We start from the raw sequence: 22,159 nt of genomic DNA on the forward strand, positions 1-22,159 counted from the left end.
AACAACATTTTAACCGCGGCATTATCTCGGATTGTGCGTACCTTGTAAATAAAGCCCGCACAATACCCCACATTCCTAGCTTGAAATTGTACACTCCAAGGAGTATCCTGTTGTAAAATAAATAAAAAGAATGCAGATCATGAAAAAACTAAGAATAAGACACCTTGCAGCGTCAGTGCTTTTAATGAGCCAAAGCGCATTCGCTATGCCCAATTACTACGCAGTAAGCGGCGTTCCTGAAAATAGCACCATTACTTTACGCGCCTGGCCTAGCCCAATATCAAAGCCATTAATGGCTATTCCTGCTACCTCTCCACCGATTGAAGCAACCGGCAAAAGCATTATGGTTAACAGCCAACCTTGGCTGCAAATTAACTATCAAGAGCGCACCGGCTGGGTTGAAGCGGCTTATCTGGAGCCAACGACTGTTTCCGCATCTGAGCCGCAACAAGCAGCAAACACAGCGCCGAATTATTTCACACCGCCAGAGGCTCAAGCACCTCAGGCCCAAGCCACCCAAGCTGAAATAGCAAATAATGCAGAAGTGTTTAGCTACGGGTCTCAACCCAATGCGCCGCAACCCTCACCAGTTAGCGCAGCCGCACCTGAGCAAAGCGAAAATATTAATGGGTATCCGTGGAGTGCGACTGCCGACACTATTTATGATGACCCAAATGCAGATCGCAGAGCGTACCAGCCGAAACCAGCTGACACAGTGTATAGCGCACTAGCACCTGCAAGCGCTGAAAGAATTATCGACCTGCGTGCTGAAAATATTGCGGGCAATCGCTATGAAAGCATTGAGCCGATAAATCAGTAATTCAGCTGAAGGGCTTCATTATTTGGGGTATCTCTGCGGACAACTGCCAGATACCCCATCAAACACCCTACCCAGAACGATCCAAACTAAATTTACCTCATTTATTGCAGACGAAAAAAAACCCTTAAGGCTTTCACCTTAAGGGTTTTTCATTTTCTGGTACCAGATGTGCAGTGTATTGGTGGGACGGCGACAACCGAACATAAATCCTAAGTTATTATTTTAAATAACTTTTAATTGTGGATAAATAACGATACCCCCAGCGATACCCCCACCTAAAATTAAACCTTTAGCACGTTGTAAACACTGGCAACCGATACCCCAACCGCTGCTGCTATCTTTGGTTTGCTCATGCCTTGCGCCAACAATTCTAGAATTTCCGGCTTCTTAGCTTGCGCAGTTGGTTTGCGCCCGGTGTATGCTCCTTTTTCCTTTGCCGCCGCAATCCCTTCCAGCTGGCGTTCTTTGCGGATATTGGTTTCAAACTCTGCAAAGGTCGCCATCATGCCTAAGAATGCTTTGCCATGCGGTGTGCTGGTATCTATGCTCTGATCCAGTACCTTTAAGCTGATCCCGCGATTTTCCAGATCATGCACAATGTTATGAAGGTCACGCGCCGAACGTGCAAGCCGGTCAATCTTGGTGATTACCAACACATCACCCTCCCGCATATACTCCAAACAATCGGCTAATGCTTCACGGCCTGCCGTAGTGGTTCCGCTCTGCTTTTCAGAGAATACCTTTTTACAGTCGGCAGACTTCACCCGGTTTAGTTGGGTAGTGCTGTCCTGATCTAATGATGAAACTCTGACATAGCCGACTAATGACACTTCTAAAACCTTCTAAATAGACTCTAAGAGGTTTTTAGAATACCCTCTAAAAACTATAAAAACAACCCTATTTAGACTTGTTTAGACTACCTTAGAGCTATCTAACTAGGGTGTACCCTATTTATATGAAAACCAATTCAATTTCAGGAGGTACCAAAACGCCTAGAAGCCAACTATAGCAACGATGTAGAAAAATCCTATGTCGCGTTAAGTACCTTTGTTGGGATGTACCCTGCCCTCGCGAAAAATAACTAAAGTCCAAACTCTTCCGCTATCATTCTCTGTGTTTCAGATTCGTAATATGGGTGGGTAACTGCTAATACGTTGCATGAAAGAAAACCTACCACCTTCATGATAAACCGCCTTTAGGGTACATCCCAGATGTTTGACAGTTCGTATAATGCCCCTTGTGATTATTAAGTTTATTCGGCATTTAGGGTTTCAGCAACACGTTCACAATCTTCAATAGCGTCATCCGAACATGTAACGCACGTAATTACCTCAATAGATGCCACCCTTAAGTGATTAAAGTATCTCGTTGAGAGTTCCATTGCTTCCGACCTGAGTGCTTTTGCCTTAGGCAAATTATCCCGCATCATTTCCCCACAAGCTCTCATTCCAGTGTTAGTGTTTCTATATCGTTCCATAGCGCGGCCATTCTTAAGCAGTTGCTCTATCCTTAACCTGATATTGGAAGCTATTTGGAGTTCTGATTGTTGCGGCTGAGTAAGCTCCTTGGAATCCACGACTTCATTAACTTTTTCACCTTCTGCTCTTTGAGCTGCTTCTTTTGTTTTAACCAGCAGGACAGGAGCCTTACCATACTGGCCAAATGTGGTTATCCCCCAATCAAAATTAACAACATGGTGATCACCATGTTTGTTGAAAACGGTTGATGTCCAGTAGTATTCCCGTCGAATATTTGGAAAATACTTTTGGTTGATAGTTGGCGTCTCATGACCACTACCTTCATTACTACATCCCTTTACCCAAGGTTTATCTGTGGGGCCATTGCTGCAAAGCATTAAAGTACGTAGCTCTTGAATGGTTGGAAGGCGCCAGCTTCCACTAGTCAGCGATAACGCATCTGGAAGTGAGTAATCCTTAGCAGATCCATACTGGCAAGAATCACCTGATAATCCCTCCGAGCATTTTTTCCAAATTAAACCTGTCTTATTATCAGTAATCGACCCGTCTCCATTATCTACAAAAGAATCTCCAGAAAATGCATTTGAGTAAATAAATAAAACGAATATCGATAGAATATATTTCATTAACTAACTTCCATATTTTTAGGTCATCCAATGAGTAACCAAGGTTATCATAGTTCAGTAACTGCAGACGCAACATAACACCGATTATGCGAACCACCGCTGATCTGGTCTTGGGGCCGTAGGCGGCTTAGTTTGAGCCGCTGCCCGACATCTAGCTAGCGCTTACCCTAGTTAATCAAGCACCCCCCTGCAATCAAGCCGGTCAATACAAATACAATGGCTAGGTATTTCATCTCGCTTGTCCTCCAGCCGTCAACAATTCAAGAATGAGCCTTGAAAACGCTTGGCTCCGCTCTGGATTCGATAACAGCTGCATCATCTGATTCTGATGGGCAGCACTGCTATCCAAGATGGCATCATCAATCGCTTGGGCAAAGTCTCCCAGCATTGCCTGCTCTGCCGTATTATGTTTAAGCTGGTTCATCACCTTCACGTTCTCTCTCATCTTGTCCCGGATCGTGTAAGCATAATTCACCATATCTTTCTCACTCAGCCCATCCGTCACAAAGATCTCATTCAGCTTCTCAATAATCTGAGATAGGAACTCCGCTTTCTTATCCTTCGGCTTGGCAGCACCCAAGCTATCGCCCGGTATAATCTTGTAGTCTTCAGCATCCTCTTTGAGCTTAATGTGTTGTTGGCGTATTGCAGACAGCCGGTAATGACTCAGCACCACATTACTCAAATCAACGTCATCATCCTCAACGACCGTCTCCCGCAGCATGGGCCGCAAGTTACGCGCATACAGGCTGAGCTTTTCCAGATCCTTATCGTCGTAGTCCACAATCTGAGACATAAACTCATAGAAGCGCACAAAGCTACCCAAGTCCTTTTTGAATATCTCCAGCTCGTCCTTAGCCTTCTTGCAATCCTTCAGGCTGTTCTCAGCATTAGCGGTCACCACGGGGTCATTGAATTTCTCAACGCGATCAAACATATCCTTAGCTTCTTTATAAGCCTCAATCGCCTGCTTATAACGCTTCTGCCAACGCTCCACCGCAGGTTTACAGATATTGGCAATCGCGGCATTGCTTTTGCTTTTAACAAAGAACGCCTCACAAAACTGCTCAACTTCATGCCAATAAAAAATCTTGGCACTGCGCAACTTCTGTGACAGATCAAATATCAAGTCAGGGTCAGACACATCGGCTAATTCAGCGGTTTGGTAATACGGCTGGAACGCTTCCAGTATGTCATCCGGCTCATTAAAGAAGTCCAACACAAACGTGCCGCTCTCCGCTTTACCAGGGAACGTACGGTTTAAGCGCGACAAGGTTTGCACACACTCCACACCGCCCAGCTTTTTATCCACGTACATGGCGCACAGCTTGGGTTGGTCAAAGCCGGTTTGAAATTTATTGGCGACGATCATCACTTGGTAATCATCACTATCAAAGGCTTTGCGCATATCACGCCCTTTGAGATTAGGATTCATGCCATGCTCTGTAAACTTCTCACCCAGTAAGGCCGCCGCGTTCGGGTCTTGCTCGTTAAATTCCACCTCACCAGAAAAGGCCACCATGGCAGTGATCTTGTCATAGCCTTTTTCGGTAATGTATTTGTCAAAGCCTAACTTATAGCGCACGGCTTCTTTACGCGAACTGGTGACCACCATCGCTTTGGCTTGCCCACCCAGCAGGCCCATGATGTTGTCTTTGAAGTGCTCAATAATGACCTGCACCTTCTGACTGATGTTGTAGTCATGCAGGCGCACCCACTGATTCAGCTTTACCTTGGCCTTTTTACTTTCGACTTCCGCATCACTTCCGGCAATCTTCATCGCCAGGTTATAAGCGACTTTGTAATTGGTGTAATTCTTCAGAACATCGAGAATAAAGCCTTCCTCAATCGCTTGGCGCATACTGTATACATGGTAGGCCTCAGGCTTATTGGTCTTGGACGGTGGTTCATCTGGCTTGGGTAGGCGGCCAAACAATTGCAGCGTTTTATCCTTCGGGGTTGCGGTAAAGGCTAAGTAACTGAGGTTCTTCGAGGCACGACGCGAGGCCACGGCGGCATCTAAAATATCCTCCGTCGTTAGTTCCTCATCATCCGCTTTGCTGTCAACCATCAACACTTCTTTTAATTGCCGTGCGGTACTGCCGGTCTGTGAGCTATGCGCCTCATCGGCAATCACCACATAGTTACGTTCTTTCAGGCTGACACTGTTCTCAATCGCTTTTAGCACAAACGGGAACGTTTGAATGGTGACAATAATGATCGGTTGCGAGTGCTCCAACGCTGAGGCCAATTGCTCTGATTTGGAGCCTTCACCCTCTTTACGATTAATGCGCCCGACCACCCCATCGACTGAGGTGTACTGTGAAATCGTTTCTTGTAACTGGTCATCCAGTACCGTTCTGTCGGTCACCACGATCACCGACGCAAACACCTTACTGCCATCCGCGTTATGGAGTGCCGATAACTGATGCGCAGACCAGGCAATGGAGTTGGACTTACCCGACCCGGCACTGTGTTGTATTAAATACTTTTGACCAGGGCCTTCGGTTTTAGCCGCCTCAATCAGCTTACGCACCACATCCCACTGGTGATAGCGCGGGAAAATTAGCGTCTCTTTTTTGGTTTTACGGCCTTCCCAGTCTTCCTTTTCCTTAATTTCAAGGTGCATAAACCGCGCAAGGATATTTAACAGGTTGTCCGGCAGTAACACCTCATTCCATAAATATCCCGTTGCGTATTGCTGCTTATCTTCTGGGACTTCATTACCCGCGCCACCGTCTTTGGTGCCTTTATTGAACGGCAAAAAGAACGTGTCATCACCTTCTAAGCGCGTCGCCATAAAAACCTGATCTTGGCTCACCGCAAAATGCACCAAGGCACCGCGTTTAAAGGTTAATAAGGGCTCAGGCTTTTTGGTCACCGGGTCAATAGCAAAGCGCGTGGTTTTATATTGCTTAACCGCATTACTCACGGGCTGCTTAAACTCAGACTTCAACTCCAGCGTGGCCACCGGTAAGCCATTCACAAACAATACCAGATCAATGCGCCACTGCTTGGCCCGAATGCCGGTCTCGGCTTCATGCGCATCGGTTGCCCACGGGCTATACACCAGCTCTGGCACCAGTCGCAGACGGTTCTTGTTGTAACGCGCTAAGGTATCGGGATTTAGATCATGCTCTGGCTTGAATTGGCATAAGCTGAAACGGGTGCCACGGTCGCGCAGCTCATTACGCAGTACACCCAAGGTGCCAAAGGTTCGGATCTCTCGATTGGCCGCATTAGGGTCGGCTTTATTGAGCTGTGAGGCGACACGCTCCAAAAACTTCTGCTCTGGATTATTAGGGTAAAGCGCGCAAAATTTTTGCCATTGCTCGTCTTGGGTGTCTTTAACGAACCCGAGTACATCTTCGGAATATAAAGCCAGCTCACGATTGTAGTGGTTGGAATTGCCGAGTAACCAGCCGTTTGCCAGCATTTGGCGGATCATGTCATTTTGGAAGATGTATTCTGTAGACTTGTCTCCACCATAGAGTGCATTCATGCAACTGCCCCCTTGGTTTCGCTAACTGAAGGCTCTGGTGCTTGCCAGTCACGTACATCTATCTTCCCAGTAACTGCGGCTGAGATTAGGGCTGTGCGACGTTCTTTCATCAGTTCTATCGCTGTTACTGCTTTATTTATCAAATTGTCAAATACAGGGATTTGAGACTCAATAAAATTAATGATATTAATCATTTCTTGCTCAACTGGAGCAGGGAAAGACAAATTAGCCAAAGTGCCTAAACCTAAGGTCTGTTGGGTTCCAAAAGTCCATGATAATTGAATAGCATCTTTTACCTGTACTGATTGAAATAAGTAAAAAATATATTTCGAAGGTATACCTTTTCGGCTTCTAATTGTAGCCAAAGGCACCCAAACATTGAAAATTTTATCTGTTTCTACAATAGCAGCTACTCCAGTAGTAGCGCCTAACTTTACAACTAATATATCCCCCCGTTGAGGACAATAACGTTTGGAAAATACTTTATGGTCGTCCTCAGAAATATAACCCCATTTCTTTTCAAAGTTGATATAGCCCTGGGAAACAGCCTCCGCCGAAATAAACGGGATACCACTCTCATGTTTTTGGGGGGTTAAATGTGGCCCGTCAATAATTGGGGCTGAAACCAAATACTTGAGAGAAGCGACCACCCAATGCTCTGGCACATCTCCCAACCACTCAACCCCAGAATCCCGCATCGGCGCATCAGGATTAAGGCCTTTGGTCACAGCATGACTAATCACCGCTTGGCGTTTTTCTTTTAGCAGCTTTATGAGCTGTTGTTGCTTTTCGATCAGGGTGTCGATTTTGGCGGTTTCGTGGTCGAGGAAGTCTGATATTTTTTGCTGCTCTTCAAATATGGGAAGTGGCACGCTAAATCCACCGAACTTGTCGGTAGTTAAATGCTGCATAGTCGAGCCATGCGATGACTCATTCAACTCCCTCATGAACCACTTTGCAGCCCAATAGAAGTATTTTTTAAAAATACTGTGCTTATTTACATCAACACGAAAAATATGCTGATTCAACCATGCTGGCTCTCCATCCCAAATGAAAACATCCAAAGTTGCAGACCATGAAATTAATATATCACCCCTCATTACCTGATAACGAGCTGGTGGAATAAATGATGTTCTATTAATGTCGGAATCAGGGTTGGATAAATTTTGTATCCTTATGATTGGAACCCCTTGAGTAGACCAATGTGTAGGTTTAAAAGCAAACCCATTTAAGTACTCACCAATAAATTTAACTTTACTCAATTTCCACGTAAGTGGAATCCTATGCCCATTTATATTTTTAAAATCTTGATATACGGAAAGTCCAGAAGACATTACGAATGCACCTCCCGAAGCAGCTCCATAATCTCAGCACTGACCTTATCCAAGTCCGCATCAATCTCCACTAAATCTCTCGGCGGCTGGTACTCATAAAAATGCCGGTTAAACGGAATCTCATACCCCACAATCCCGATTTGGTGATCCTTGTCATCGGTCTTGGTCGCATCAATCCAGGCATCCGGCACATGCGGTTGTACTTCCTTGACGAAGTAAGCCTCATTCAAGGCATTCACGGCTTGGCTTGGGTCAAGCGCCACATTTTCATGGTCGCGCAGATTGCCATCCGGTTTGTATTCAATGGTTTTGGTGCCGACTTTAAACAAGCCATAGAGCGGATTGGCTTCCGTGTTTTTATGTACCTTCTTAATCACCTTTTCCGCCTCTGGATTGATCCAGCTCACCGCAGCGGTAATTTGCTTTTTCTGAGTGGCATCTAAGCTTAGGTCTTGCGCTTTGCAGGCGGCTTTAAGCACTGACTCATAGCGATTCATATCATCGTATTGCGCGGTGCCGATCTCAGCTTGCAGCGTTTTAGCCTTGAGTAGTATCTGCTTTTGCTTGTCCCAGGTTTCAACGTGTAATAGCTCTTTGATTTTGGCTTCTTTCAGGTCGCTAAAGTTAGCTTTCAGGTGGATGCGAATATCTGTTGCCTGCTCAGCCAGCTTGCCATAGTGCTCACAGCCTTCCTCATCACGCCACTCAGCACCATAAGTTTCATAGATCCAGCGCATTGGCGCATCCAGTGGCTTGGCCGCAAAGCGCAGCTCAGCAATGCGTTCATCACTAAACTGATAGCTTTCGCGTAGTGGTCGCTCAATGGTGATCCGGCGATAGCCAAATTCATGATTCGCAAAGATCTTACTGGCAAAGGTTTTAGGGGCGTCGGTTTTGGGGCTGGCAGACTGGCGGCCACGGTTGCTTTTTTGTTCCGCTGGCTTATCCACTGCACGTGCATCAACCTCCTCAAACGCGCCAAAGGTACGGGTGATCGTGGCAATGTCATCCTCGCCCATTTCATTGCGCTTACTGCCCAAGGACTTACGCATTTTACTGTAGAGGTTCACGCCGTTAATCAGCTGCACCTTGCCCTTGCGCTCAGTGGACTTTTTATTCGAGAGCACCCACACATAGGTCGCAATGCCGGTGTTGTAGAACATATCCGTCGGTAAGGCGACAATGGTTTCCAACAGATCCGCTTCAAGGATATACCGGCGAATTTCAGATTCACCGGAGCCCGCGCCACCGGTAAACAGCGGGGAGCCATTGAGGATAATACCGATACGGCCACCGCCTTCGGAGGCATCGCGTAACTTGCTAATCAGGTGTAGCAGGAATAATAAGGAACCATCAGACACACGCGGCAGACCAGGGCCAAAGCGCCCATCGAAGCCTTTTTGCAGGTGTTCATCCTTAATCAGGTCAACGATCTTTTTCCAGTCCACGCCAAACGGCGGGTTCGACAGCATGTAATCAAACCTCACCGCGAAGAATTGATCGTTCGACAAGGTGTTACCCAGTTTGATGTTATTCACATCCTGACCCTTAATCAGCATGTCCGCCTTACAGATGGCATAGCTTTCAGGGTTCAGCTCTTGGCCAAAGGCACGAATCACCGCATTGGGGTTTAATTCATGCACGTATTCCATGCCCGAAGACAGGAAGCCGCCCGTGCCTGCGGTGAGGTCGTAGAGCGTGCGAATAATGCCTTCTTTGGTCAGGGCATCATCGTCTTCCATAAACACTAAGGAAGTGGTCAGGCGCACAATATCGCGCGGGGTAAAGTGTTCTCCGGCAGTTTCATTCGAGCTTTCAGCAAAACGGCGTATCAGCTCCTCAAACACCAAACCCATATCGTGGTTGGTGATGGATTTGGGGCTTAGGTCGGTGGCTTTGACTTTCTCAACGATCTTGTACAGCAGATCGGCATCATTGAGCTGACCGATAAACTCGGCAAAGTTGAAGTATTCAAAGATCTCACGCGCATCTTTTGAGAAGCCTTGGATATAGCTTTCCAGATTGCTTTTAATCTCGTTCTGGCCCAGCTTGGAGAGGTTCATCTGTGAGGTATTGAAGAAGCTGAGGCCACTGGCTCTGAGGAGGAATTTCTCTTGGGCTTCTTCGGGCAGGTTCATCCCTTCAATTCTTGCAAACTCAGTCAGTACCGAGTCCTTAGTGGCTTCCAGAACGCATTCCAAACGGCGTAACAGCGTGAACGGTAGAATAATGCGCCCGTATTGGCTTTGTTTGAAGTCACCGCGCAGTAAGTCAGCGATAGACCAGCAGTAGGCTGCAAGATTATTGGGGGTTTGATCCACGTAGAAATACTCCATTAAGATTCAGCTATGACATTATCGCTTGTCAGCATATAAGCGGTGATCGTATCACCAAATTCTATACATTTGTTCCCTGAGTAAGTAGATAAATTATCAATCAAGAATAAGCCAAACAGAGTATTAAGCAAAAGGCCGGGCTAATTGCTCCCGGCCTACTATCCCACTGGCTCGACTTACTTGCTGATTAACGCGCCGATACCCGCAATCGGTGATAGACCCTCTTCACTGACCCCAACACCTGCACCGATCGCAGGTGTGACTTTGATCTTCTTTTTGGGTGAATCGTCAACTAAGTGATCCGCTGCAACATAAATAGCGCCGCACGAACTTTTAACCCTGCCCTTGGGTGTGGTCTCGACTATTCGCTCCTGCTTTCCACACTCGGGACAAATACAGCTCACTGGTTCATCGAGTGTGATATTTCGATTAGCCGGTTTGCGCTGCCCTTCCAAGTCATTAGAAGCTGATTGATAGTTCGGATTGAGCATGAACTTTGCCACGACCTGCCCACTCTTTCCGAAGTCGGGATTATCAATCAACACACCTTCAGCGTGTAACTGATCCAGAATATCAACGGCCTTCTGTTGGCGTGCGGCATCATCCACAAAACGCACTTTCAGTTTAACCAATTGAGCTTTGACAGGTCTCACGGTGGGCTTTATACCTCCACTCAGAATCCCCTCTTTAATCGTTAAGTAATGACCATTCGAGTAATCGACTTTGCCGCCCTGCTGATTGTCTTCATTTGGAGTACGTACACCAACACTCTCTGAAGGATTTAAAACCGCCCCCAGCCTAGTATCTTCTACGTGGGGGCGGTTTTCAGCGGCCCGATTATTTGTGCTTGTTAGATCATTGTTTTCAGCACTCGGAAGGGCGGTATTATTCACAGTTGCCGCCACTTTTTCACGTCCCAGATAGCCGCTAAATTTATTCGCCAGTGGGGATAGTTCATGCTGAACCGTTTTAAAATCTGATCCGTCCGATTGCCAGTCGTGGTTTGCTTTTGCCTTCAAGCTAAACGCTGGCATGGCCACCAAGGGGTTGATGAAAACAGCGCTGAAGGCACTACAGAAAATGGCCCCCACACTGCATACGATTGAGAATAGGGCGATAACAATATAATGCTCAGTGGTGCCGCTCTGAATCATCTGTACCGGCTTGTGTAAGGTATGCGCGGCTTTCTGTTGGGCGATTGCAATCAGTTGATCCTGATAGGCTCGCTCTGCGTCGATCTTGGCGATTAACTTCGATTCCTCGTCATGTATCCGGTTTGCACGGTGCAGCGCAGAATCCCGCGCCATCTCCGCAGAGCGCTCCATATTAGCAAATGATCCGTCTGTCACTTGGTACGAGGCGGTCTGTGTATCACGCCGGTCGGTGTCTGCCAGTTGGCTGCTAATACCGGCAACAATCGCCATAATAGTCACGACGATGGCCAGCAAGCCCTGAATGATAGTACCGGATGAAAAACCGTGCAGTCGATACGATGTCACCATGCTTTTGGCTAGTGGTATTTCAATGCAGGCAATTCCAGCGCCCACGACCATCAAGGCCCACTTGAATATAAAACTACCCTCCGGGCTAGTGAGCTTGGATACCAGAAAATTAGACAGGTGATAAGCGTTCATAAAGACCAGCGCCATCATAATGACCGCCATTAGCACCCCGAATGATTTAGACGCGCCAACGCTATGGCCAGCAATTGTTTGATGTCTGAAGGTTGCACTCATTACAGATCCCTCCGAGTGATATCGTAACGCTCAACGCCGCTTGCTTCATCGCGTCCAGTACAATAAAGAAACACGTTGAAGCCATAGGCCCGTTGTTCTCGAATGTATCTGTCCCGCGCTGCGTGACTTTCAAACGTCATTGATTCAGGTGGATAGTGTGTGACCTGCTTAGGCTGACTTGGATTAACTAGGCGTAGTTCGTTGTTCATAATGTTACCTCCTGGGCTTCCATTTCTTTCCGGTGCGCCATCGCTTGTCGCTCACCTGCCATATCAATCAAAAAAATCAGATCATCAAAAAATTCATGCTCAGCAATTTTTAGTAGCGTGATTAAGCTGGCTACAGTCGCTTGCCAATCGCTCGTTGTGGAGGATTGCCACAGCTCAACAATAACGGCCTGAACCTTATGTAATCGAAACGCCGGATTAATCTCTAACGTGCTTTGAGTAGTCATCACGCGGCCTCCTGCTCAAGATCAAAGATAAAGTCTTTCAGCCCGTCCTCACGGGTCAACCAATCAATAATTTTCTCGTATTCAATGCCACGTTGGATAAGCGTTCTAAACAAGCGACCATAGCTCTGTTTGGCCCAATGGATTTTCTTGCTGAGCAATAGGTTCTTTTCGCGGTTGAACTGCGTTAGTTGCGCCTGTGTAGCTTGCTCCAGTGTGAGTGATTCCCTGAATTCATCCATTAAAGCCCGAACGCCTGACCGGTCAATGGCAAAATAAGCATCTGGTCTTAGCATGACATCCAGCGGAATTTCACGGCCTGTCCCTTTTCGGCTCATTTCATGCTCAATCCGAACCCATGCACGGTCGGTGCTGTCTGGCTCTGCTTCTGATCCAAGTAATTCTTTGCCTTTTTCGTAAGCTCTGAAGAAGTCAGCAGAACCCTTACGGCTGCCAATGTAAGCCGTTAAACCAGCCGGACAATGCTTTATGGGTTGATAGGACTCTGGTGTGATATCACTCACTGTCAGTGGCGACCAATCTCCCGCCATGCCGAAGGATTGCAGCATGTTAGGGTTGCGCAGCTTGTCAGACCTGAAAAGACCCTCATTGACTGCTTGTTTGAACAGTAAAGGCACGGTATAGCCTTTTGCTAGGCAGTATTCCCCAGGTAAATCCAAAGCGATATCGGCACGGCTGATGCGCCACTCGTTCAACTGTAAGATGCTAAACAGCTCGTTCCACAACTCAGGGTAGTTAAGCTGTAACAACTTGCAGCCAAGGCCTGTTAACTCAAACATGCCACCCTTATTGCGTCCTGTCTCACTGGTGGCGATATGGCCCAAGGTTAGATAATCAGCGTCACGACGCATTAGCAACTTAGCCGACTGCTCATAGCCGTGTAGCCCTTTTTCTGTCCATACGGTTTCAATACCGGCTGAATTAAGAATGCCGCCCTTACCGTCGATATCACCCATTGAAGCGCGGAAGGCATCCAAGTCAGTAACCGTTAATCGCAACCAGTCAACTTTGGTGATATTAGTCGCTAAGTTGTCTTTGGCGTGATTTGGTAATTCATAACCCCCCGTATTACAGTACGGGGGATAGGTCGCGTTTTTCGCTCCTTTAAAATCAATAGGTTGAGTGGTTCTAACTTGATTAGTTACAGAACTATCGATGTCTAAACCACCTACCGCATTCGATTTAAGGCTCAGAAGTGCTTCACGCTCTACTTGAAGCTTTTTGGCTTTATTACGGCTTGCACGAGCAGCATTTACCACGCCTTTAGGAAGTTTGCTCATGATCGAACCTCCACAATAGACATGTATTTTATTTTTGCATTAGGGTTGGATGTAGAGATTTGGGCAAATGCAATTCTGCTGGCTTCTTCTCTCGATGTAGCGGAGATCAAAAGAATTTCATGCAGTGGGTAGTATATTTTGAACTGCCTAATTGAAGTGCTCATGACAATAACCCCCCGTTAAGAGACAGGCTGAGGAAGTACTGTGATGAGGTCAAAGGTGTAGTAACTAGGGACGTGCGTATGCAACGAGGTATGATAGAATCAACCATGCTGAAAACTCCTATAAATTCGCGTTTATGTATGTATTTAGCGTTAGGCTTTGACGTTGACGCGTCTTAGCCAGAAGCCTTACCAGTTGACGCTGGTGGGGCTTTTTTACTATTTGCTTATGCTGCTTCTGGTTTAGGCTTCTCCTTCTCTCGTTCAATTACTTCATTTAGCATCCGGACAATCTCACCATTCATTGATCGATTGTTTTCACTGGCAGCCTTAACAATCCATTGATGTGTTGCTGCGGGTAATCTAACTTGTGTTTTAGCTGTTTTCATGTGTCTCCTTAATGTGCCACTACCGTAGTGGTATCGGTGCCACTATAGCAGTGGCATAAATTTAATACACCTATTTTAGGTGTAATATTCAGCACATGGCCAAACAACAAGACTTCTTTAAAACACAAATTCGTATACCGTCAGATATTTATGGCGCGATAAAAGATGCCGCCGAAGAAAGTGGACGTAGCATCAATGCCGAGATAATAGAGCTGTTTTTAATTGGCCTAGGTGAAAAGGAACCACCCATAAACAGTGTAATGATCCGGAAAATCATACGAGAAGAGCTCCAAAAAATAAGCAAGTGACCAAACACTAGTCTGGCGTGCTTCACAATAGGTGCGGCTCTGGTTTCTAGGTCGTAAACTTGCCGATTTCACCCTTGGCTTCAAGTTCTGCAATCATAAGTTTGTTTTTTTCGGCTGCTCTGTCCAATTCACGATTTACCTCATCCAGATCGATAGAAACGGCATGCGTAACTTCCTGCTCGATTTTATCTTGCCATCCATGTGCATTCTTCATGAACAAATTTAAAAATGGTGAGTTCAGTGCCCCAACTACTCCGGCTTCAAGGATGTAAACCATTTGGCAATCGCGCGCACGCGTATAGGCTTCTAAAAACTCCGGGTGAACTGGTTCCTCGCTGTCTTTTTTTGTCTTGTTTGCCCAGTTCCAAAGTGTTCCCACGGTAACGCCGATCCCCAGTGCAAAGCGCTCCATCGTTGGCATTCTACGGGCTACCATTTGTATTGTTCCCTGCTTGTTAACACTCTCACGATAAGAGGGCTCATCAATCGAAAAGAACTCCTCCATTCTCTGTGCATACTCAGGTTTGTACTTAGTTGGGCGACCATTCTTTTTAGGTTGCATATATCACCTTCAAATCTCAATTATCGTTAATTGAGCTACTCACGATTTATTACTGTGGTGTGGTTGTTTGGGCAAATCTAAAGCTGGTTATCAGGAAGAGAAGTAATCCTCTGTATCGATACTCAGCAAGATTTATTTTATTTACCCTGCCAGACATTGAAGCCGCGCAGGGGCGTGTCATCCGTATCCGCTTTGCGGCTACCTGGTGTGGTGCCTTTGAAAATGATGGCAAGCTTTGCCAGTCCTTTTGCAGTGATCATAGGCTGACTATATGAATGCCCATTCTTGGATACTCCTGAGCGCGTATTCATTAGGCCAGAAGTGATACGATGCTCAAAGGCGACACGTTCATTTTTACCGTTCTTGTAACACCATTTATTATTATCTACCCAAGCGCATAGAGCCTTAGGGCTGAGCTTTAACTGTTTGGCTGCATCACGGATAGAGTGTGAGCCATTGGCATTCGATAGACGATCCAGTGCATTGGCTTTGGGTAATAGTATTTGATTCTGTTCTGCTATATCCGCAGCTATACGTAATGCCTCAGCAAAGGTTTGTGGCAATTGAGGGGCCTTAGGCTTTGATCTGTTTATCCAATACTCTGTGATCTGTCTGAGGTAATTCACGTCCTTAGTAGCAACCAGCATTTTACTTTCTACTTCCGGCAGGTCGTATAAGACTACTTGTCCATTAGGCCTTAGAGTGGATGGGATTTTCCCATCCTCTATTTCAGACCTAAATATCACCTTGATGTCGCGGTGAAGGTCACCTAGCAACATCGGCTTGGTTCGATTAGCATTTAACAGCTCTAGGATATCCCTTGATGACATAAAGTTTGTCGTTGTTGTAACACCAGATCCAGAAGTGGTTAGAACTGCTCCTGCGCCAAGGGCTTGCTTTGGATTCATCTTAGACCTCCTCTACAGCAGGTATGCCGTTATTCGCAAGCTCACGAATATACTCAGCGTCCCATACTGACACTCGCGCACCATAACGCATAGGCTCCTGAATGCGTCCTTGCTTGACATACAACCAAAATGTAGAAACTGCAATACCTAGAAATGGCGCAGCTTCCTTTACCCTTACCTTCCCCTCAGCCGCAAAAGGCTTTACTTGCACTGTTGTGTTCATCATTGACACCATCTGCCTTGTTTAGATGAATCTATTAGATAGTAAATTTTATGATTTAAATAACCATCTAGGGGGACTAAAGTCGGATTATTTTTTTGGCCTGCCTTTCTTGGTGGCGATCTTGAACTCTTTAGCCCATAAAGTGCACTTTTTCAGAATTGTACTGCTTTTAACGCTCGGAAAAATTAAGCAGACCTTGTTAGCAAAGTCTTCATTGTTTTTGTAGTCAAGTCCCGAGTTAGGAACTAACTTCCATTCAAACCACATTTCTTTCACTTCATCTATATCTTTGTTTTTATTTGTTTTTCTGTGATGCTTCTTCATTGCTTCCCTGGTTTTACTAGAGTGATTTACCTTTTTTATGGAGAGAATTTCCTTATCTACAACTGAGATTTCACTATTCAAATGATTCAGTTTTCTACTCAGTGATTGTTGATTAATTAATCTACAATGCTGAGAAATCAGCGTACGTAAAATTGGAAGTAAGTCATCTATTTCGGTGTTTTCTTTAGTAATGAGATTCGCAATCTCATTACCAATATGCTTAACTAATTCATGGTTTGATTTTTTTTCTGAAAACTTATCGGTAGCTTCAAGCACTATTTGATCGAGATCCCAAATTAAATCAAGCTGCCATAGACTATCTGTGGACTGAACCCTATTTTGAAGAAATACTCTCAAATCTTTCATGTGGTATAGGTATTCCATATTGCACCTTCACAACAACCTTAAGTAAAAGCCGCGCCACTTGGTAAGGTGTCCAGCTTGTCCCCCGTCGGGTAAGGCGCGGTGAACTCTATTATGCCTGATTGCGCTTTATGGGTATTACATCGGCACCCGTTCGCAAACCGTCAAGATAATCCGCGTAATACTGCATCATGGCCCGGCGCTCTGGGAGATTCTCACTCCGATCATAAGCGCGCCTGACATCATTGCCGACTACATGGGCAAGCTGCCTTTCTATTAAGTCTGAAGAATAACCAAGCTCATAAAGCATTGTTGATGCCATCGCCCGAAAGCCGTGTGCGGTCATTTGGGTGTTGTCATAGCCTAGCCGCCTGATTGCCTGCCTTACCGTGTTGTCACTCATTGGTCGGCTTTTTGAACGCACACCCGGAAACACAAAACCGTATTGACCTGTAAGCGGCTGAAGGTCATGCAATAACTCTACGGCTTGCCGTGATAGTGGCACCACATGGGCAGAGCGTGTTTTAACTTTCTCAGGCGGTATTAGCCAGCGTGATTCCTGAAAGTCAATTTCGCCCCACTCCATGCGTCGAAGTTCGCCGGGTCTGGTGAATGTATAGGCTGATAGTTTTAATGCCGCTTGTACGGTGTAATCACCCTTATACGCCCAACAACCACGCAAGAAAGCAGCGACTTGTTGCGGCTCTGTAATCGCTGCAAAGTGCTTTTGCTTTACAGGTGGCAATGCCCCCTTTAAGTCTGCGGTCTGATCTCGTTTGGCCCTACCAGTAGCAACCGCAAATCTAAACGCCTGCCCTATTACCTGCTTTACTCTGTGGGCCGTCTCAACGACTCCCCTACTTTCAACACGCTTTAAGCATTGCAATATGTCCGGCGGTTCAATTTGGGATATTGGCACCGATCCAAGCCACGGGAATACATCATTTTCTAATCTGGCTAATACGCGGGTTTTGTGGCTGTCGCTCCAGTTCGCAGAATAGCTAACAAACCATTCACGCGCTACAGATTCAAAGCTGTCTTGTGCTAATTGTTGCTTCACTGCTTTTAGGTGCTGCTTATGGGCTGAAGGGTCTACGCCTTTGGTAAGCTGCTCCCGTGCTTCGTCGTGAATAGTCCGGGCATGTTTCAGGCTCATCTCAGGATAAGCGCCAATAGAAAGCGTTTTTTCTTTTCCCAGTACCCGGTATTTATAGCGCCATAGCTTCGACACACTACCGCTGGACTCCCTCACCAGTAGATACAGGCCGCCACCATCACCATACTTTTTTGGTTTACCGTCTGGTTGCGGCTTTGCTGCCTGAATCGCTTTATCTGTAAGGTTTCGCTTCATTTGGGGGTATCTCCACTCTGAAAGATTCAATGCCCCCAATTTATACCCCCATTGGGGGTAGCTTTCAATGAACCAACTTAGATTACTATAGACGAAAAAAAACCCTCAGAGCGTTATGCTGTAAGGGTTTTTAGACTTTCTTGTACCAGTTTGGACAGTGTATTGGTGGAGACGGCGGGAATCGAACCCGCGTCCGCAAATCCGCTGCCTGAAGGCGCTACATGCTTAGATCCGTCATTAATTTAGCAAACTCAGTCTCGACGGGCAGAGAAAGAATCCGCGATTTCAGTTAGGTTTTAACGCTTTGGCCCTGAACAGTCCGCCACGCGATACCGCATAAATGATTCCCGTTCAGCACCTGCGGGCGAACACTGGCGGGAATTTAGCAGGCTGTTAAGCCGCTAAAGCGTAGTTGTTATCGTTAGCAACTAATAGTTTACAGCTGGGATTTAAGTGGTCACTGCATCCACTGCATGCTCCCCAGGTTTTGTAATCCACGTCGAAGCCAGGTCGTCCCCAAGATTACACGCTGGTGAATGACGCAGTGTACTTCATCCCGAAGGAGCTGTATAGCACTGCGTACATCTATTACCAACTCTCTTTATGGCTGAGAAAACTTAGCACGGTAGCGAGTTGGTGAAAGACCTAACAAACGAGTGAAGTGATGACGCAAGTTCATACCAGTTTGGAAACCAGTTGAAGACGCAATCTCTTCTACGCTGTAGTTAGTTGTCTCAAGGAAGTCTTGAGCCAAGTTAATACGTTGATGGATCAGCCACTCTTTAGGGCTCTTACCGACGGTAGAACGGAACTGACGGTCAAAGCTACGACGTGACAAGCAAGCCTGCTCTGCCATTTCAGTAACATTCAATGGCTTGTCCAGATTCTCAAGTACCCAGTTAATAGTCTCGTGCAGACGACCGTGCTGCTGGCGCAATGTACGCTCAACAAACTGAGACTGTGTTCCGTCACGATGTGAAGAAACAACCAAATCTTTAGCAACCACATTAGTGCGGTGAGCACCGTAGTCTTGTCTGATCATGTGCAAACCTAAATCAATTGCTCCAGAGTGACCTGAAGAGGTGTGCATGCGGTCTTCACCGGTATACAGCACGTTATCGATAAAGTTAACTTTAGGGAACATATCAGTAAATGACTTAGCATGTGCCCAATGAGTCGTTGCACGCTTACCATCCAGCAAACCAGTTGATGCCAGAGCAAACGCTCCCAGACCTAGTGCTACGATTCGGCCACCGCGCTGATGCATCTCAAGGATCGCATCAATCACGTGCTCAGGTGGCTTAACATCTGTGCCACTCCAGCCCGGAATAACTAACATGTCATAGCCAGTCAAATCATCAACCTTGCCATCAACCTGAACGGTGATGCCACAAGCTGCTTTTATAGGTCCTTCTTGAACGCTTAAGATATCGGCTTGATACCATGCTTCCAGTTCAGGGCGAGGCGTTACGAACAACTCCACTGCACAACCAAACTCAAATGCATCCAAATTTTCGTACGCTAAAATTGCCACTTTGGGCGATGATGTAAATTTATTCATAAGTGTATTTCTTCTTCAGTATGATCGGACCCCTATCGATGAAGCAGATACGGTACGAGCTGTGTGTCTTGCAATCTGCTATGGCAGATTGTTAATGTTTTTTTGCTGAAGTTACAATAGCCTGACTGAACGCGAACTTAATAAATCAGGATTCTGGCTTATTAACCGCTAGCTAACGAAATTGTAACCTTCATTGTGCCCTTTCGCCTATTGTGTATCAGTCTTATTTTCAAGTACACGATTTAATATAACATAAAAAACGAGATTGAAAACATTAACTATAAGCGACCTTCGTCTGTGATTAAGTCAGGATAGCTTTAAATGCCTGTGAATATCAAACCCTCACTGCTTTATAAGTAAGCATCGACATAATCATAAAGGCTCGCATAATACTGTTTTGTAACAGTATTACCAGACAAATTTAATTACTATACGTACACTTAAACGCTAGTGGTTAATTATTATCCTTATCTAGTCAAATCACTCCTCAGACACTGCATAACTTTTAAATAAACTCAACATTCTTCTTGCAAATAGCGTACAATTATCGCCTTAACATATCAGCGAAACCCGAATGTCAGAGCAAAACACAGCCCCTTTTTCAGAACTTGGCCTCTCAGACGCCGTTCTCGAAGCGATTGATTACGAATATCCTTCACCAATCCAAGCACAAAGTATTCCTCCATTACTGGAAGGTCGTGACCTGCTAGGTCAGGCACAGACCGGTACCGGAAAAACTGCCGCTTTCTCATTACCACTGCTATCTCGTATCGACTTAAGCAAGAACAAACCACAGGTTTTAGTGCTTACTCCGACGCGTGAGCTTGCGATTCAAGTCGCTGAAGCAATGCAGTCATACGCCAAAAAATTACCTGGTTTCCATGTATTACCTATATATGGTGGCCAAAGCATCGGTATCCAATTAAAACAACTGAAGCGCAATGTGCACGTTGTTGTTGGAACACCAGGCCGCGTGATTGATCATATCAAACGCGGCACTCTAAAATTGGACGAGCTACAAACCGTTGTTATGGACGAAGCTGACGAAATGCTTCGCATGGGCTTTGTAGACGACGTTGAGACGATTCTTCAGGAAACGCCTGAGCAAAAGCAAGTGGTACTGTTCTCAGCCACTATGCCGCCAGCCATTAAAAAGCTGACGCAGCGCTACCTGAAAAACCCAGTCGATATTCGCATCAAGAATACAACCGCCACTGTAGCAAAGATTCGTCAACGCTACTGGCAGGGTAAAACCATTCACAAGCTGGATGCGTTGACCCGTATTTTTGAAGCGGAGCCATTTGACGGCATCATCATCTTCGTACGTACTAAGTCGATGACTCATGAGCTTTCAGAGAAACTGGAAGCCCGTGGTTATGCAACGACTGCACTTAATGGCGACATTAAGCAGGAAATGCGTGAGAAGACCGTTGAGCAATTCCGTCGCGGTAAAATCGACATCATGATTGCAACCGACGTTGTAGCGCGTGGTTTGGACGTTGAGCGTATTAGTCACGTTATCAACTACGACATGCCACATGATACAGAGTCTTACGTTCACCGTATTGGCCGTACAGGCCGTGCCGGACGTGAAGGTACTGCGATTCTGTTCATTCCGCCTCGTGGCCAGCGCATGTTGGAAAGCATTGAGCGCGCGACCGGACAGAAAATTACGCCGTTTGAATTGCCATCTGCTGAGTCAATCAGTCAAAGCCGCATCAGCCGCTTTAAGCAAGAAATCCAATCTATTGCTCTGCAACAAGATTTGGACTTTATGGAAAAAGTGGTTACAGACTTTGCTAATGAAGGCGATCTGAGCCTTGAGCAAATTGCTGCGAGCTTGGCATGGTTAGCACAGAAAGATCGTCCACTATCTGCAGATCTGTTTGATATTCCAACGCATAGCGACAACCGTCGTGAACGTGAAACAGGCCGCGATAAAGACAGAGGTCGCGATAGCCGTGACAACCGTCGTGGTAATGATCAGGAGCGCCCTGCTCGCCGAGAACGCCCAGCGCGTGATGATGCTGAACGTAAGCCACGTACTCCACGTCGTGAGCCTGTCAGCAGCGAAGAGTTGCCAGATATGGTGACTTATCGTTTAGATGTTGGCCGTGATCACGGTGTTGAAGCCAAGCATATCGTTGGCGCAATCGCTAACGAAGCCGGTGTAGACAGTGCTTTTATCCGCAATCTGCGCATTGAAGGCGATCACAGTACGGTTGAATTGCCAGATGGCATGCCAAAGCCTATTCAGAAGCATCTATATAAGGTTTGGATTCAAGGTCATCAGATCAATTTGCGCCAGGATGGCTCAACAGGTGGTGAAAGCAAGAGCGCTCCAGCAGCACCTCGCAAGCCACGTGATGAAGCAAAACTAGGCGGTGACGATAAGCCTCGTCGCAAAGTTAAGAAGAAGTAAGTA

At 46.2% G+C, this 22,159-nt stretch carries 18 protein-coding genes and 1 other RNA gene; 3 read left to right on the forward strand and 16 right to left on the reverse strand.

All coding sequences use genetic code 11. The features are described from left to right. Positions 1 to 139: 139 nt before the first annotated feature. The gene (locus LEUMU_RS0112710) at positions 140 to 820 is read left to right on the forward strand and encodes an SH3 domain-containing protein (RefSeq protein WP_157474333.1); all 681 of its coding nucleotides are present in this window, start codon (positions 140 to 142) and stop codon (positions 818 to 820) included. A gap of 281 nt (positions 821 to 1,101) precedes the next feature. On the opposite strand, the gene LEUMU_RS0112715 is transcribed toward LEUMU_RS0112710, so the two are convergent. The 9 genes from LEUMU_RS0112715 to LEUMU_RS28565 all read right to left on the reverse strand — a co-directional run bounded on the left by LEUMU_RS0112715 (position 1,102) and on the right by LEUMU_RS28565 (position 14,134). Beyond that, a complete protein-coding gene (locus tag LEUMU_RS0112715; protein WP_022952668.1) occupies positions 1,102 to 1,650 on the reverse strand; it encodes a recombinase family protein in 549 nt (182 codons plus the stop codon). Positions 1,651 to 2,072: 422 nt separating this feature from the next. Beyond that, on the reverse strand, positions 2,073 to 2,924 hold the full coding sequence (locus tag LEUMU_RS0112720) for an Lcl C-terminal domain-containing protein (RefSeq protein ID WP_022952669.1): 852 nt from the start codon (positions 2,922 to 2,924) through the stop codon (positions 2,073 to 2,075). Positions 2,925 to 3,153: 229 nt separating this feature from the next. After that, complete coding sequence (locus LEUMU_RS0112725) at positions 3,154 to 6,426, reverse strand: type I restriction endonuclease subunit R (protein WP_022952670.1); 3,273 nt, start codon at positions 6,424 to 6,426, stop codon at positions 3,154 to 3,156. Next, positions 6,423 to 7,760: a restriction endonuclease subunit S gene (locus LEUMU_RS25940; RefSeq protein ID WP_022952671.1), complete on the reverse strand. Its 1,338-nt coding sequence runs from the start codon at positions 7,758 to 7,760 to the stop codon at positions 6,423 to 6,425. The genes LEUMU_RS0112725 and LEUMU_RS25940 overlap by 4 nt, the downstream gene beginning before the upstream one ends. After that, positions 7,760 to 10,081 (reverse strand): type I restriction-modification system subunit M, encoded by a 2,322-nt coding sequence (locus LEUMU_RS0112735; RefSeq protein ID WP_022952672.1) that lies wholly within the window; start codon positions 10,079 to 10,081, stop codon positions 7,760 to 7,762. The genes LEUMU_RS25940 and LEUMU_RS0112735 overlap by 1 nt, the downstream gene beginning before the upstream one ends. 191 nt (positions 10,082 to 10,272) lie before the next feature. Continuing rightward, positions 10,273 to 11,832 carry a hypothetical protein gene (locus LEUMU_RS0112740; RefSeq protein ID WP_022952673.1) on the reverse strand — a complete coding sequence of 520 codons (1,560 nt, stop codon included), beginning with the start codon at positions 11,830 to 11,832 and terminating at the stop codon, positions 10,273 to 10,275. Positions 11,833 to 12,037: 205 nt separating this feature from the next. Next, positions 12,038 to 12,286 carry a hypothetical protein gene (locus LEUMU_RS0112750; protein WP_022952675.1) on the reverse strand — a complete coding sequence of 83 codons (249 nt, stop codon included), beginning with the start codon at positions 12,284 to 12,286 and terminating at the stop codon, positions 12,038 to 12,040. Beyond that, entirely contained in the window at positions 12,286 to 13,584 is a 1,299-nt protein-coding gene (locus LEUMU_RS0112755) for a replication initiation factor domain-containing protein (RefSeq protein WP_022952676.1), read from the reverse strand. Before LEUMU_RS0112755 ends, LEUMU_RS0112750 begins: the two co-directional genes overlap by 1 nt. A gap of 388 nt (positions 13,585 to 13,972) precedes the next feature. Continuing rightward, positions 13,973 to 14,134, reverse strand: coding sequence for an Arc family DNA-binding protein (locus LEUMU_RS28565; RefSeq protein ID WP_022952677.1), 162 nt, complete (start codon positions 14,132 to 14,134; stop codon positions 13,973 to 13,975). A gap of 95 nt (positions 14,135 to 14,229) precedes the next feature. Between LEUMU_RS28565 and LEUMU_RS0112765 the strand changes: the two genes are divergently transcribed. Then, a complete protein-coding gene (locus LEUMU_RS0112765) occupies positions 14,230 to 14,442 on the forward strand; it encodes an Arc family DNA-binding protein (protein WP_022952678.1) in 213 nt (70 codons plus the stop codon). Positions 14,443 to 14,488: 46 nt separating this feature from the next. Here LEUMU_RS0112765 and LEUMU_RS0112770 read toward each other — a convergent pair whose 3' ends face one another. The 7 genes from LEUMU_RS0112770 to LEUMU_RS0112795 all read right to left on the reverse strand — a co-directional run bounded on the left by LEUMU_RS0112770 (position 14,489) and on the right by LEUMU_RS0112795 (position 19,734). After that, complete coding sequence (locus tag LEUMU_RS0112770; RefSeq protein WP_022952679.1) at positions 14,489 to 15,004, reverse strand: terminase small subunit; 516 nt, start codon at positions 15,002 to 15,004, stop codon at positions 14,489 to 14,491. A gap of 137 nt (positions 15,005 to 15,141) precedes the next feature. Next, a complete protein-coding gene (locus tag LEUMU_RS28070) occupies positions 15,142 to 15,912 on the reverse strand; it encodes a phage antirepressor KilAC domain-containing protein (protein ID WP_022952680.1) in 771 nt (256 codons plus the stop codon). Between the two features lies 1 nt (position 15,913). Beyond that, complete coding sequence (locus LEUMU_RS0112780; protein WP_022952681.1) at positions 15,914 to 16,138, reverse strand: helix-turn-helix transcriptional regulator; 225 nt, start codon at positions 16,136 to 16,138, stop codon at positions 15,914 to 15,916. Between the two features lie 84 nt (positions 16,139 to 16,222). Beyond that, positions 16,223 to 16,825 carry a hypothetical protein gene (locus LEUMU_RS0112785; protein ID WP_157474337.1) on the reverse strand — a complete coding sequence of 201 codons (603 nt, stop codon included), beginning with the start codon at positions 16,823 to 16,825 and terminating at the stop codon, positions 16,223 to 16,225. Between the two features lie 109 nt (positions 16,826 to 16,934). Continuing rightward, positions 16,935 to 18,173, reverse strand: coding sequence for a tyrosine-type recombinase/integrase (locus LEUMU_RS0112790; RefSeq protein ID WP_022952683.1), 1,239 nt, complete (start codon positions 18,171 to 18,173; stop codon positions 16,935 to 16,937). Between the two features lie 163 nt (positions 18,174 to 18,336). After that, positions 18,337 to 18,691: a transfer-messenger RNA gene (ssrA, locus tag LEUMU_RS28570) on the reverse strand. 83 nt (positions 18,692 to 18,774) lie between these two features. Then, positions 18,775 to 19,734: a helix-turn-helix domain-containing protein gene (locus LEUMU_RS0112795; protein ID WP_022952684.1), complete on the reverse strand. Its 960-nt coding sequence runs from the start codon at positions 19,732 to 19,734 to the stop codon at positions 18,775 to 18,777. Positions 19,735 to 20,308: 574 nt separating this feature from the next. Here LEUMU_RS0112795 and LEUMU_RS0112800 point away from each other — a divergent pair. Beyond that, on the forward strand, positions 20,309 to 22,156 hold the full coding sequence (locus tag LEUMU_RS0112800) for a DEAD/DEAH box helicase (RefSeq protein ID WP_022952685.1): 1,848 nt from the start codon (positions 20,309 to 20,311) through the stop codon (positions 22,154 to 22,156). The last annotated feature ends 3 nt before the right edge of the window (positions 22,157 to 22,159 follow it).

Origin of the sequence: Leucothrix mucor DSM 2157 (assembly GCF_000419525.1) — a bacterium.
Classification (GTDB): domain Bacteria; phylum Pseudomonadota; class Gammaproteobacteria; order Thiotrichales; family Thiotrichaceae; genus Leucothrix; species Leucothrix mucor.